Annotated in this window: 11 protein-coding genes and 3 tRNA genes; 9 read left to right on the forward strand and 5 right to left on the reverse strand. The window is 49.6% G+C overall.

Annotation, left to right across the window (positions count from 1 at the left end):
• Positions 1 to 38: 38 nt before the first annotated feature.
• Together BSZ32_RS12730 and BSZ32_RS12735 are read left to right on the forward strand one after the other, a co-directional pair.
• Complete coding sequence (locus BSZ32_RS12730) at positions 39 to 578, forward strand: hypothetical protein (protein ID WP_129589744.1); 540 nt, start codon at positions 39 to 41, stop codon at positions 576 to 578.
• Complete coding sequence (locus BSZ32_RS12735) at positions 575 to 1390, forward strand: hypothetical protein (protein ID WP_105043769.1); 816 nt, start codon at positions 575 to 577, stop codon at positions 1388 to 1390. Before BSZ32_RS12730 ends, BSZ32_RS12735 begins: the two co-directional genes overlap by 4 nt.
• A gap of 61 nt (positions 1391 to 1451) precedes the next feature.
• Here BSZ32_RS12735 and ndk read toward each other — a convergent pair whose 3' ends face one another.
• Positions 1452 to 1877 carry a nucleoside-diphosphate kinase gene (ndk, locus tag BSZ32_RS12740; protein ID WP_105043770.1) on the reverse strand — a complete coding sequence of 142 codons (426 nt, stop codon included), beginning with the start codon at positions 1875 to 1877 and terminating at the stop codon, positions 1452 to 1454.
• Between the two features lie 190 nt (positions 1878 to 2067).
• Between ndk and rpsO the strand changes: the two genes are divergently transcribed.
• On the forward strand, positions 2068 to 2325 hold the full coding sequence (rpsO, locus tag BSZ32_RS12745) for a 30S ribosomal protein S15 (protein WP_105043771.1): 258 nt from the start codon (positions 2068 to 2070) through the stop codon (positions 2323 to 2325).
• A gap of 272 nt (positions 2326 to 2597) precedes the next feature.
• Entirely contained in the window at positions 2598 to 4745 is a 2148-nt protein-coding gene (locus tag BSZ32_RS12750; protein WP_105044852.1) for a polyribonucleotide nucleotidyltransferase, read from the forward strand.
• Between the two features lie 90 nt (positions 4746 to 4835).
• Here the strand turns inward: BSZ32_RS12750 and BSZ32_RS18920 are convergent, their stop codons facing one another.
• Entirely contained in the window at positions 4836 to 4973 is a 138-nt protein-coding gene (locus tag BSZ32_RS18920; RefSeq protein WP_165788831.1) for a flagellar basal body-associated FliL family protein, read from the reverse strand.
• Between the two features lie 176 nt (positions 4974 to 5149).
• On the opposite strand from BSZ32_RS18920, the gene BSZ32_RS12755 reads away from it, so the two are divergent.
• From BSZ32_RS12755 to BSZ32_RS12770, 4 genes are all read left to right on the forward strand, one after another.
• Positions 5150 to 5224 (forward strand) — tRNA-Gly (locus BSZ32_RS12755).
• 45 nt (positions 5225 to 5269) lie between these two features.
• Positions 5270 to 5344 (forward strand) — tRNA-Gly (locus tag BSZ32_RS12760).
• A gap of 115 nt (positions 5345 to 5459) precedes the next feature.
• Positions 5460 to 6299 carry a 50S ribosomal protein L11 methyltransferase gene (locus BSZ32_RS12765; protein WP_105043772.1) on the forward strand — a complete coding sequence of 280 codons (840 nt, stop codon included), beginning with the start codon at positions 5460 to 5462 and terminating at the stop codon, positions 6297 to 6299.
• Between the two features lie 166 nt (positions 6300 to 6465).
• The gene (locus tag BSZ32_RS12770; protein WP_105043773.1) at positions 6466 to 7632 is read left to right on the forward strand and encodes a pyridoxal phosphate-dependent aminotransferase; all 1167 of its coding nucleotides are present in this window, start codon (positions 6466 to 6468) and stop codon (positions 7630 to 7632) included.
• A gap of 239 nt (positions 7633 to 7871) precedes the next feature.
• Here BSZ32_RS12770 and queG read toward each other — a convergent pair whose 3' ends face one another.
• Entirely contained in the window at positions 7872 to 8900 is a 1029-nt protein-coding gene (queG, locus tag BSZ32_RS12775) for a tRNA epoxyqueuosine(34) reductase QueG (RefSeq protein ID WP_105043774.1), read from the reverse strand.
• Positions 8901 to 9068: 168 nt separating this feature from the next.
• On the opposite strand from queG, the gene BSZ32_RS12780 reads away from it, so the two are divergent.
• Positions 9069 to 9154: transfer RNA gene (locus BSZ32_RS12780), tRNA-Tyr, on the forward strand.
• 543 nt (positions 9155 to 9697) lie between these two features.
• On the opposite strand, the gene BSZ32_RS12785 is transcribed toward BSZ32_RS12780, so the two are convergent.
• Together BSZ32_RS12785 and BSZ32_RS12790 are read right to left on the reverse strand one after the other, a co-directional pair.
• Complete coding sequence (locus tag BSZ32_RS12785; protein ID WP_105043775.1) at positions 9698 to 10912, reverse strand: sialate O-acetylesterase; 1215 nt, start codon at positions 10910 to 10912, stop codon at positions 9698 to 9700.
• Positions 10913 to 11078: 166 nt separating this feature from the next.
• Positions 11079 to 13694 (reverse strand): fused MFS/spermidine synthase, encoded by a 2616-nt coding sequence (locus BSZ32_RS12790; RefSeq protein ID WP_105043776.1) that lies wholly within the window; start codon positions 13692 to 13694, stop codon positions 11079 to 11081.
• Positions 13695 to 13699: the final 5 nt, after the last annotated feature.

Genomic DNA, 13699 nt, shown 5'->3' on the forward strand with positions numbered 1-13699 from the left:
TGGTTGGTCTATAATGCGGCAAATATGGGGGGGGACACGTGCGCTCACGGCTCGGGGAGTATTTTCTGAGTGGTGGTGTGACCAAGTCTTCGCAGCTCTGTGGGCTTTGGTTGACGACGATGTTGTTTGCCTTTTTGATGGTCGTGGTAGCGGTGACGGTTTGTGTGTGTGCTGCCGCTCCGGAAGGAGAGACCGAGTTTCGGCATTGGCTGGTGTTGAACGTGCAGCACGCGGTGTTTTTTCTGGTGGTGGTGTCCGCGGTGAATCAATTCGTGATAGCTTTGGCTTCTCGTTTTGGGGCTTTAGTGGGTTACTCTGGCGGGTTATTTTTATATCTGTGTGGCTTTTATTTGGTTTTAGTGGTGGAGAAGATCGTTCTATCGAAAGATATTTTTGCGCTTGATACTCTCTATGTGGTGTTGCCGCATTTTTATTTAGCGGATCTGACGCATCGTTTTGTGCATCAGCAGGGGGCTTTGACGACACCTGAGTTTATGGGAGTTTTTGAATATTTGGCAGGCTTGAGTATTTTGCTGAGTACTTGTGCGTATCTAACATTCACCCCCAAACAGAAATGAAGTATTGGATCGTCTTTGTTCTTTCGGCCCTAGGAGTAGGTCTTGTTGTCGATGGTTTTCAGCGGACTGCTGAGGAGCGGGCGCTGAGGGAGTTGAATCCTCTGGAGCTTAAGTCTAGTCCGTACGGGGAAATTGTGGGTGCTGCGTTACAGGATCCAGTGAGTATCATCCACCATGGTGGAATAGGGCATAAACATGTGGGTGAAGGGGATGAGAGTGAAACTTGTGGGGTGAGTCATGGAGGGGGCAGCGTCGAGGGGCGACCAAAGATGACTGAGCTGAAGTTAAACTTACGAAGGCTAGAGAGTGGTATTAGGCAAAATAATCTCCCCGGCAACCGCAGCGCAGAGGTGTTGGCCTATGAAAAGGAGAAGGTGAAGGAGTTGATGACGCTAGCGTACGAGATGGACCCCACTAACCAAGGTAACTATGCTGTGTATTCGAATTTTGCTGCTGAGGAAGGTGGTTTCGAGGCACTCTATAAAGTTTCTCAAAATACGCTTAAAGCTTGTGAAGGGAGGGTGAGTGACCCAGGTGATGCGCTTAGTGCAGCAGTAGCGGCTGAAACGATCTTAGTGTATCGAGATATGGAGATGAAGAGAAGGGGTGTTGAAAATGCACATTTAGAAGGTGATTATCAATTACTCGAGCAGAATGTCCTTCGCTTCAAGTCGTCGTTCGAAAGGGCTATAGCTGATGGGAGATTGGCGCATTTCTCACAAGAGAAAGCGGATGATATGCTTGCTGTTTATGCTCGGCTCAACTGGGCCGTCCGTTCTTACAAAGAAAAGGTGAGCCCGACTGGGAAGTAAAAAGGCACAAAAATACCTGCGAGCTGTGAGCTGGCAGGCATTTTGAAAGAGTGAGGGCGTCTTAGAAGCTGAATACTTCGCCTTCGTTGAAGAAGCGCTTGATTTCTGCCGCTGCTGATTCCTGGCTGTCGGATGCGTGACAGACATTCACCATCATGTTCTCGCCGAGGTCGCCGCGGAGTGTGCCAGCGGGTGCTTCTTCGGAGTTTGTTGGTCCGAGCAGGTCGCGAACGCGGCCGATCGCGTCATCGCCTTCGAGAGCAACAGCGATGACTGGAGTCTTCTGCATGAACTCGACGATGCTAGGGAAGAACGGTTTGTCGGCGACGTGTGCGTAATGCTCAGCGAGGAGTTCGTCGCTGAGGGTCATCATTTTGATGCCGCGTACCACGAGGCCTTCTTTAAGGAAGCGTTCGAGTACTGTGCCTGAAAGGTTCTTTTCGATGGTGTCAGGTTTGAAAAGGATAAGAGTTGTTTCTTTTGCCATGCCCGTGGATTAGAGGACTGATAGACTGCTGGCAAGAGAAATTGGTCATTGATCATTGGAGTTCCAGATTCCATGAGCGTTGTTGGCTTGCTGAATAAAGCTTGATTTATCGATTGGGGTGGGTTACGAAGCCGCGTCCCGCTAGGGAGGTCTGGTCAATTCCGACTGGTCCTGAACACACTAATTCAAAATGAGCGATATTACTATCAACCCGAAAGACTTCCAGCTTCACGAAGGTGACACTGGCAGTGCCGATTATCAAGTTGCACTTCTTACTGTGCGTATTCTTCATCTTACCGATCACATGAATGCGAACAAGAAGGACCTCCACAGCCGTCGCGGACTTCTCCGCATGGTGTCACGTCGTCGTAAGCTTCTTGATTATGTAAAGGCAAACTCAGAAGAGCGTTACCAGAAGGCCATCAAAGGTCTTGGTCTACGTCGCTAAGTTACTTTTTGAAAGGTCACGGTTCTCCGTGGCCTTTCTCTTTCTAGGTGCCCATTCTGAAATGGAGCACCTTTTCTCGTTAAAAAAGGCTGTCGGTTTCGACTGATGGCGGCGCACTGAGAATGTGTCCACAGATTGAAAAAAGGGAGGGATGATGGTGCGTCATCAGCATTGCTTCCTGAGGCCAGTCGAGACGACTGAGGTCACAAAGTAAGAATTTCCTGCGGCTTGCTGCGGGAGTGACGAAACAAGAAGAAAAGAAAATTATGGAAATGAACATACACAAAGTAACGGGCCAGGTCGGCGCGAATCCTATCAGTTTCGAAACTGGTAAAATGGCTAAACTCGCTGATGGCGCAGTAGTCGTAAGATCAGGTGATACAACAGTACTTGTTACTGCTTGTTCCCTAACAAAAATCAAGCCGGGCCAGTCATGGTTCCCGCTTTCTGTTGAGTACAAAGAGCGCGCATTTGCTGCTGGTGTTTTCCCAGGTGGCTACTTCAAGCGTGAAGGTCGTCCGACTGAGAAGGAAATTCTCACTTGCCGCATGACTGATCGTCCACTCCGCCCACTTTTCCCTAAAGGTTACCTATACGAGACTCAGATCGTAGCGCTGATGCTTTCAGCTGACGCAGTAAACGATGCTGACATCCTTGCGATGAACGGTGCTTCTGCTGCGCTTTCTATCTCTGACATCCCATTCGCTCGCCCAATCGGTGCAGTGCGTATCGGTCGTGTTGAAGGTGAGTTCATTGTGAACCCAACATTCGACCAGCGCGAAGAGTCAGATCTTGACCTCGTGTACGTTGGTGACGAGAAGAATGTGATCATGATCGAAGGTGGTGCTGACCAGGTTCCTGAAGAGGAATTTGTCAAGGCTCTCTACTTCGCTCAAACACAGGTGGAGATTCTCGTAGCTGCACAAGTGGAGCTCAAAGCTCTCGCTGGTAAAGAGACTCGCCCATTCACAGTTTCTGTGGCTGAGCAAGACTTGCTCGACATCGCCTACGAAATCGCAGGTGACCGTATCGAAGGTGCTATCTACGCAGCTTCTAAGGTTGAGCGTGCTACTAAAGTTGGCGCACTTCGTAAAGAAGTGGAAACAGCAATCATGGAGCGTTTCCCTGAGACTAATGACTTCCAGATCGAGCAAGCATTCGAGTACCTTCAGAAGAAGGCATTCCGCGTTTCTATCCTTGAAAAAGGTGTGCGTGCAGACGGCCGCAAGCCAGCTGACCTTCGCCCACTTTTCGCTGAAGAAGGTCTGCTTCCACGCGTTCACGGTTCAGCACTCTTTGCTCGTGGTGAAACACAAGCACTCGCAGTGTCCACACTCGCTCCAGCTGACGAACGTCAGTACTTCGACAACTACGCAGGTGGCGAAGACAGCAAGCGCTTCATCCTTCACTACAGTTTCCCACCGTTCTCCGTTGGTGAAGCAGGTCGCTTCGGTGGTCTTAATCGTCGTGAAATCGGTCACGGAAACCTCGCTGAGCGTTCTATCGCACCAGTGATCCCTGACGAAGCTGATTTCCCATATGCTATCCGTACAGTTTCCGAAGTTCTTGAGTCAAACGGCTCCTCTTCAATGGCTACAGTTTGTGCAGGCACAATGTCCCTTCTCGGTGCAGGTGTTCCAATCAAAGCTCCAGTTTCAGGTATCTCTGTTGGTCTCGTGACTGACTTCAACGATGCTGGTGAAATGGTTCGCTACGAGCGTCTCCTCGACATCATCGGTTCTGAAGATTTCTATGGTGACATGGACTTCAAACTTTGCGGAACTCCTGACGGTGTGACTTCCTACCAGCTTGACCTCAAGCTCGACGGTATCCCACTTAGCATCCTCGAAGAGGCTGTTTATCAGGCTAAAGAAGGTCGCGGCGTAATCCTCGAGAAGATGCTCTCTGTAATCAACGAGACAGCAACTATCTCTGAGCACGCTCCACGTATCGAGTCTGTGAAGATCAACCCAGACAAGATCGGAATGCTCATCGGACCTGGTGGCAAGAACATCAAGGCTATCCAAGCTGAGTCTGGTGCTGACCTTAACATCGAAGATGATGGCACTGTGCACATCTACGCTTCTAAGAATGAGTCTCTCGAGCGCGCTAAAGAAATGATCAACCAGATGTTTGCTGAAGTTGAAATCGGTAAGATCTACGACGGTAAGATCGTTTCTTGCACAAAGTTCGGTGCATTCGTTGAAGTCCTTCCTGGTAAGGACGGACTCATCCACATCTCTGAGCTTGCTGAAGGCCGCGTAGATAAGACTGAAGACGTTGTTAGCGTCGGCGATAAGGTGAAAGCAAAGTGCATCGGTATCGACGACAAAGGTCGCGTAAAGATGTCCATCCGCGCCGCAGTTCGCGAACTTAAGAACTCTGATGCTCCTAAAGAGGAGGCACCAGTAGAAGCTTAATTCGCTAGCTTAATCTAATCTAATCAAAGCAAAGCCGCACTTCGTGAGAAGTGCGGCTTTTTGTTTATGAGTATGTTAGAGTTGGTCGAACTAGGGAGCAACTTCTTCAGTCTTCGCTTCAGCTTCTTTTACTTTAGTGTCGGAGTTGATAAAGAAGAGTGTGCCTAGCGATAGTACTAGCCCTGCTAGAATCAGGACCCCGATGATTATAAAAAGGCAAGATTTCATGGGGAGTAAACTAATGTTCTCATATGCATGAGTCGAGAACCATTGTTCGGGAATAAAATCGATTGACCGAAGTGCTTGGTCTTTTTGTAGTTGGGGAGATGAGTATAAAGAATGTGTCAAAAAATGCTTGCGCAGAGTTGGTGAGCGTGTAGAAAACCGCCGCCGCAGGCAACAAAGCGGGTGTAGCTCAGTGGTAGAGCGCGACCTTGCCAAGGTCGATGTCGACAGTTCGAATCTGTTCACCCGCTCCATTTTCTTCTAAGGATTTGGGCCTGCAGTAAAAATATTCCGATAAAGCGGGTGTAGCTCAGTGGTAGAGCGCGACCTTGCCAAGGTCGATGTCGAGAGTTCGAATCTCTTCACCCGCTCCATCGGATACTTAAAAAAAGCGAGTCAGCTATGACTCGCTTTTTTGTCGAGAAAATTTGAGCAAGCCATCTTGCTATATTCTTGCTTCTGGAGGTTCATTACTCTAACTATTGGCTTATGTGGCATTGGTCCAAACTATCATCAGTCAAGTGGCTCGACGCTTGGGAAGAGCGCTTTTATGGAAACCCGAACAGTGTGATCAATGAGATCAAGGGGGGGAAATCGATCCGTGTGGAGGTGTATTGCGAGAGCGAAGAAGAGGCGAAGAGAATCCAGGAGCAATTTGGAGGCTCTATTCGCCTGGTGAAAGAGCAAAACTGGGCGGCGTTGAGTGAGGTGACTCGTCCTCCGTTGAAGATTCGAGATGCGCTATTGATCACTGGCAGCCGCGAAGGAGGTGTGGTGCGTGAACTACAAAAAAAATTTCCAAAGAGGCACGTCATCAGGATGCCCGCTGAGATGGCTTTCGGTACCGGCGACCACGCCACGACTTCTACTTGTTTGAGGTTGTTAGTGGATGTTTCTAGGGAACGTAAAGATTCGGATTGGCAGATGCTGGATTTAGGATGTGGCACGGCTGTTCTCGCGATTGCTGCTAGGATGCTCGGAGCGGAAAAGTGTGAGGCACATGATTTCGATCCTCAGGCTGTCCGAGTTTCGGAGCAAAATTTGGTTCTCAACAAAGTGGACGGCATCAAAATCTTTGAGCAAGACGTGCTTAAGTGGACGCCGCCTCAACAATGGCAAGTCGTTGTAGCTAATCTTTTTTCTACAATCCTTCAGCAAGCATTTGGGACGATTGAGAAATCGTTGAAAGAGGATGGTGACTTTATTGTCTCGGGAATTCTTTTCGAGCAATGGGAGCCGACACGTGAGGCTGCCGAGAAGGCGGGCTTACAATTTTCTAAAGTGATCCGAAAAGGTAAGTGGGTAACGGCACGTGGAAGTAAGCATTAGTAATGGCTGAAGGAGCAGAATATTTCTCGTCAGTAAATGCCATTTCTCTTGCAAGCTGGAGTGGATGCTTTAAGTAATGCATCGACTCTTGAAGGCGATCTCAGGGTTTCCAAAATTCTGAGAATTCGTCATTTGAGAGCGAATCATTTTTTAAATAAAGACTACTATGGAAAGCATATCATCACGCGTAGCTCAAGTTACTCCCTCTCTGACTCTTAGCATCACAAATCAAGCTAAGGCAATGAAGGCCAAGGGTGAAGAAGTTTATGGACTTGCTGGCGGCGAGCCAGATCTCGACACACCAGACTTCATCAAAGATGCCGCGATCAAGGCGATTCAGGAAGGTAAGACGAAGTACACTCCTGCAGCAGGTATTCCTGAGCTTCGTCAGGCAATTGCAGCGAAACTCAAAAAAGAAAATAAGCTCGACTACGACGCCACTCAGGTTGTCGTCAATAGTGGAGCTAAGCATTCGTGTATGAATGCAATCATTGCGATTGTTGAAGAAGGTGACGAGGTAATCATCCCTGCTCCATACTGGGTATCTTACCCGGAAATGGTGCGTCTCGCTGGTGGTATTCCAGTGATTGTGGAGACTAAAGAAGAAAATGGTTGGAAGCTTACTCCTGAAGAGTTTGAGGAAAACATGACTGGTCTCACTAAAATGATCATTATCAACTCTCCTGGTAACCCAACTGGAGCAGTCTACACAGCAGACGAGCTTAAAGCTCTCGGTGAAGTGGCTCTTCTTGAAGACATCATTATCTTGTCCGATGAAATCTACGAGCACCTCATTTACAACGAAGCAAAGCACGTAAGCATCGCTTCACTTAGTAAGGAACTCTACGACTTGACAATCACAGTGGGTGGCTTCTCAAAGGCCTACTCAATGACTGGTTGGCGTCTCGGTTGGATCGCGGCACCTCAGCCAATTGCCGACGCGATTAGTAAGATTCAAGGGCACACAACTTCTAATGCTTGTACCTTCGCTCAGTACGGTGGACTTGCTGCACTAGAGCAGAAAAGTACCTTCGTGGAAGATCTCCGCGCTGAGTACGATGTGCGACGTCAGTTCATGCTCGCTCGTCTCAAAGCAATCCCAAATATCAGCGTGGTTGAGCCTGAAGGAGCATTCTACTTCTTCGTCAATTGTGAGAAGCTGGGCATGAAGTCAGTGAATCTCTGCGACAAGTTGCTTAATCGCTACCGTGTTGCTGCTGTTCCCGGTATCGCATTTGGTAATGATAGCTGTATTCGCATCAGTTATTGTACAACTCTTGATGTGCTTAACGAAGGCGTTTCTCGTTTCGAGGAATTCTGTCGCGCACACTAATTCTACTAAGAATTACCTATTTTTTACAATGGCACTCTAGAGATAGAGTGTCATTTTTTGTTAGGTTTGGATCCATTTCCAGCATTCGTGCAACTAGTGCCATTCGTGGTAAGGAAAGTTTCATCGCCCTAGCCTTTTAGCGTCTTTGGTATTTTTCGCGGTAGAAACGTTTCATCATGCTGGAAGAATCTGAGTAATCTGCGGTGGGAGCTTCATTGTGCCATACTTGTTTGAGGGCATCAGGATCTCCTTTGGATTTCGTCGATTGCCCATTGAGCGTGCTCGGCTATGAGAGGGTCATCGCCGGTTGCAAAAGGTTCTAAGAGTTGGATGTCCTCTGTGGTTCCCGTGTTACCTATTGCGACACAAACATTGCGGATGAATCGATTGTGCTTAATCCGCTTGATAGGTGATTTAGCGAAGGTCTTACGGAATGACTCGATATCCATGTTTAGGAAGTCCCTGAGCTTATGATCAAAGATCTCTGAGCGTGCGTGTAGTTTGGTTTCTCTGCTGAGTTTTGCAAACCTGTTCCATGGGCACACTTCGAGGCATACGTCACAGCCGTAAATGCGGTCGCCCATCATGGGCCGTAGCTCAAATGGGATAGAGCCAGCATGTTCAATGGTAAGGTAGGAAATGCAGCGACGAGCATCCATCTCACGGGGGCCAGTAATAGCTTGAGTTGGGCAATGATCAATGCATCGCGTGCATTTTCCGCAATGATCAGCAGATGGCTGATCCGCTTCAATCTTCAGCGTGCTGATGAGCTCGCAGATGAAAAACCATGTACCAAAGCCTTTGTGAATCTGAACTGTAGATTTCCCATTCCATCCGAGACCTGCATCGTTGGCAAAATCTCTTTCTAGTATAGGGCCGGTATCAACATAGTAGCGTTGTTTTCCTCCCATGTCTGATAGCGCTAGGTCGAAGTCTTTGAGTTTTCCTTCGATAATATCGTGATAGTCATCGTTCCAGGCGTACCGAGCAATTTTGTAGTCGGAGTCAGCGGCCTGCGAACCGGGGAAGTAGTTGAGAGCGAGAGTGATAATCGACTGAGCGCCTTCCAAAACTTCACCTGGGTGCACTCTTTTGTCTTTGTTTCTCTCTAACCAAGACATTTCTCCGGCGCAGCCTTGCTCGACCCAATCTAAATACCGGTCGGCATGTGTAGCGCGTTTCACGCGAGCAATCCGGCAGTCTGAAAAACCTAAGCGATTGGCTATTAGTTGGATGTTGTTCTTGGTTGTTTCTGGGGTGAGCTCCATCGCTAGTTAAACTACACTCAGAATTTCTATTGAATCAACAACAGAGCGAAATAATTCTAAAAAAGATCTCTTTTTAGCTTGCAGATCTCTGAGAGTCGTCCTAGAAGTCTCCCGCCTCGCATGAGGTATTAACCGTTGAATCAAATGCGATTCTAAAATTTCTACGATGGGTAGATGGCCGAGTGGTTAAAGGCGGCAGACTGTAAATCTGCTCACGTAAGTGTACGAAGGTTCGAATCCTTCTCTGCCCACCATTTTTCTAGGAAGTACATTGGGAGGTGTACTTTTTTATGAGGGAAAGGGGTACAGCTTTCATTAGCTGTACCCCTGATTTCTTTCATAGGTTTTGTGTTACCTTATAAGGGTTCAAATCTTTACTTGAATGCCACTCATATAGAAAGCACTTAGGAGAATGATCAAATGATTCGTGACACTATTTGGCTAAGCAACAATGAGGTCGCCCAATTCAGGGCTCTAATATTTATTGGATCATGATCCATAGGCGTTGCCCTCGAGGCTTCAATAGAGCGCCCCTGTGGGACATACTACCATTTGAGCGGTTAGATTGTCGGAATGACGCTGATAATTTTAGATTTTAACAAGGCGCAAGGAAGGAGCATAGCGAGCTATGAGACTGACGCGTAACGCTGGGAGAATATGAAAGAATCAGTGCCGCCTCATTAATCCAGCTCTGCTGGCAAAGTAAAACCCAAGATTTGCTCATTCCGCCAATGTAACTGTGAAGATGGTATAAGGGAGCCTCCAGCAACTAACGTTGGTGAGGATGGGAGCGGTTCTTACGGATTCTTTCGCCCGTTCTTCTTCAGGTCAATCAAGGTCTCGGCGAAGGCCTTGCCTATCTGTCCGAGGCACTTGGCGGAACCGTAGTAGTGGAACCCCTGATTTGAAATTCCGTTGTCCAGCAAAAACAATTCATCGTCGGTCAGAACCTTCTCCAATTCGCGGCGCATTAGCTCGGTTAACTTGGCTTCTTGCTTCCGCAGGTCATCGCGATTCAGTTCCTGTTTTTTGAGTTCTTTCTTCTTGCTGGAGAGTTCACTTTTGAGCGGTTTTGACTTGGCGAGGACGGCATCCAATTCGGTGGGCCAGTATTTGGCAGTGAATACATTGGCGATATTACCTTTGAACTCATCAGTCTCGGCCGGCGCGGCCATGCTCTTGCGGAATGCATCTGTGTTTTCACCCGCCGTTTCACCACCCACACCCATAACCCCGATCACGAAGGGTAGGTTAGCCACGGACAGGTCCTTGCGCACATCGCGAATGAAACAGGAGAGGAGACGGCTGTATTCGGAAAAATCCTTGGGGCTCTTCTTGCCTTTGGCAGCATCAACCCTCGGGTAGGGTCCCACCATGTCGTTGAAACCCTGAAACCAGGCAAAGCCAGCCAGCTCAAAGCCTTCCTTGGCATTATAATCCGGATACACCTTCTTGGGATCGGCGAGGACTTTCTTCACATGCTCGATTAGAAGTTTGTAATATCTTCCAGTCTTCCCTTTCGCTTTCTCCCGCACTTTTTCATCGGGGATCTCACCGGCACTGGGCGGACGGAAATCCACCATCAAGCTTTTGCCACCCCAGGCATCCTTGATCAGCAGGACTGGCTCATTCAGGATCTTGTGGATGTAGATTCCGAAGGTGAACTCAGGACCGATCTTGCCGGTTCCGATATGGTGCTGGCTGCCAAAACCGGCCGTTAGTTTACCGGATCTTTTTCCGACCGGGTTTCCCGAGAAATCGCCGTAGGAATAGGCGATCCACACGTCACCGCACACCACTGGTTTACCATCGGCATCCACCATCTCCTTGTACATGTCCGCTGTCTTAGGGTCCTTGGCAATCGCGGGGAAGGTCTTGGTCTGTGCGTGTCCCTCCATGTTCGACTGACCGCAAAGGATGAAGACTTTGAGAGGCTTGGCCTGTAATGGGGTGGTAAAGGCCACGGCTAGCATGGAGAGTAGAATCGTGAGGTTGATGCGCAGTGGTTTCATGAGGTTTGTTTTTCCGCGGCTGGTGAATGGATGCGGTCTTCGCTGAGCCTTGCGGCCAATAACATCCGCAACACTAGCCGCGAGATTGCTGGGATAAAGGAGAAAGTCGGGTGTTGGAGCCTTTGAGCCACGTCACAAGGTCGTGAAGTGGCTGAATAAGCTATCATTATTTGCCATCAGCCGTGATGCGCCATTGTTGTTGGAATCGGTCCCATGCGTCCAGCGACTCCTCTGATTCCCCAAGAGCTTTGGAGACTAGGGATTGGTGGAATGCCCCACCTGCTATGGAAAGTCGTCGGCTGGAGGTCGGGTGGCCAACAAGCATGGGGTCGATCGCAATCGGAGATTCTAACAAAATTTGATTTATCATGTTGGTGAGTTTGGGGCCGACCATCCAGATCACTTTGTCTTTTGCCGCCACCTCACGAAATAACAGCGGAGTTTGATATTCGATCATCGGTTTGTCGTCAGTGTTGATCGGGTAGGAATCGAAAAGCCGGCGAGCTTCGGTCAAATTACCAACGTAGTTGAATAGAATCGTCGATGGTGATGGAGCTATCATTTTGGAGGAAGCCTGATACCAGCTCGCACCCTCCAACGTTTCCAGCATGGTATCACGTTCCACGGGTGGCGGGATCGGCAGCGGTTTGTTGTTTCGTTGTCCGATGAGAGCTACCTTCTCATTGCCAGGGGTAAAGTTGTCGCGCCACAAGGTGACTTGCTCGAATGCTTCCAACATCGTCCGTACTATGACTCCGAATTCGGTCTCGGTGATTTGGTAGAGTGGTAGCCATTGGACAAAAACACCATCTGGGTTGAGGCGTTCTGCAGCGGCTTGATAGTGGTCGAGGCTGTAGAGGCTGCCAGCACCGCGACGGAAGGGAAGAAACAGATCGGCATTGATCATGTCGAATTTTTGATTCGACGCCGTAAGGTAGTGGCGGCCATCTTCGATCAGAATGCTCGAGCGTGGGTCGGTAAAAACGCCGCCGGTCATTTCGGGTGGGATGTAGGGCTTTGCCGCTTCCACCACCGCAGCCGTGAGTTCGCAACTGATGACGCGGTTCACATTGGGGAATTCCGGGCCGAGCGAAGCCCCCGCCGACATAACGGTTCCGAAGCCGATGTTACAAATGCTTTTGACCTGCGGGTAGACCATCAGCGGTATGCGTGATTGATTCGCTTGTTCGGTGAAGACTTGGGTTGACCCTAAGGAATAAGCGCCGTTGATTTTGATCGCGATATGGCCGTTGGAATTTTTGATAGCCGTCACCGTACAGTCGCTGCCTTCCCAGGCTTGAAGAACTTTGAAGGGCTTTAAATTTGGGTGTTGTCCCTGGGTTGGGAATTTTGCTGGGTTCAGTAAAGTGAAGAGCAGAATGAGGCAGACGGCAGCACAAGATCGGGTGAGGATGGCGGCACGCTTCCAGCCGATAGGGAGGAGGAGACCGACGATCAGGTAGCCGGCGGCGAGTAATTGCATACTACCCCACATGCCGAAGGATGGGAGTAGGATGAAACCACAGATCAGAGCGCCGGTGATGGCGCCTAGCGTGTTTGCTGCGAGTATGCGTCCGAGCGTGCGACCGGGTTGATTGGCATGCTGCTCGGTTGTCTTCATCAGGAATGGAAAGACCATGCCGAGTGCCAGCACCGTTAAGCCGATGCCACGAAAGCCGATGCTGAAAATTCGGTTCACGTAGTTGTCCCAGGACTCGAGCTTGTGGACCGGTTGTAAGTCATTCGTCACCTGCATCAACATCCATGGGTTAAGCAAGAGTAAGGCACCGCCAATGACCACCAGCACTGCTGTGACTTGGAGTGCTGGTAGTTTGAGTCGTGCTAGCAGCGAGCTAATCCACGCGCCCAGTGCTAGGCAGATCAGCACGACTGTTAAGATGATCGCAAATGAATAGACTGAATTTTCATGCACTTGTGCGAAGATGCGGGTCCAAACGACTTCGAGAGAGAGCACTGAGAAGCCTGAGAAAAAACAGAGAGGGAGGATCATGCGGTCGCTGAGCGAGTTGTCTTGGGATACCGATTCGCTTTCTGGTTCCTCATCCAGCATGTGGTTGGATTCAGTCGTATCGACCGCGGCCTCGGGTCGGCGTGACAGCCACCAGGAAAGTCCGGCGACTGCTGCCGATAGAGATATCGCTATTGCGTAAGTGGTCTGGAACCCAAAGGTGGGGATCAGAACAAAGGCTGCGTAGGACACGCCTAAGGCCGCTCCAAGTGTGTTCGTGCCATAGATAAAGGCGGACATCCGGCCAAATCGGCTACGCTGGCGGATGATGGCTTGGCCGATTGCTGGAATAGTGCCGCCCATGAAAAAGGCGGCGGGGAAGATCAGTAGCAGCGAAAGCGCAAACTTGATGGTGAGTAACCAAGCGGTGCCAGAGAGGGACTCATAGACGTGTGGGTAAATCCCGTAGAAGATCTTCAAGATCACGAAGTAGATCAGAGCTGTCAGCACGATGCCGACTTCGAGTCCGGCATAGAGCCGCAGCGGGTTGGCTGAGGCGCTCGTGCGTTTTCCCCACCACCAACTGCCAAAGCCGAGCCCAGCAAAGAATGCGGCCAATGTGATGGAGGTGGCATGGGCAGTGTTTCCAAACAGCAGGCCGAGTTGTTTCATCCACAGGACTTGGTAGACCAAACCGGCAAATCCCGACGCAAACATCATTACCATGATTGGTAATAGCGGGAGACCTTTCCGCGCCGCTGCTTTTTTGGCTGCTTGTTGGCGGTCGCGTTGGTGTTTTGATTGGCCCTTCATCAGGA

Source organism: Rubritalea profundi (assembly GCF_002954445.1).
Lineage (GTDB): Bacteria > Verrucomicrobiota > Verrucomicrobiia > Verrucomicrobiales > Akkermansiaceae > Rubritalea > Rubritalea profundi.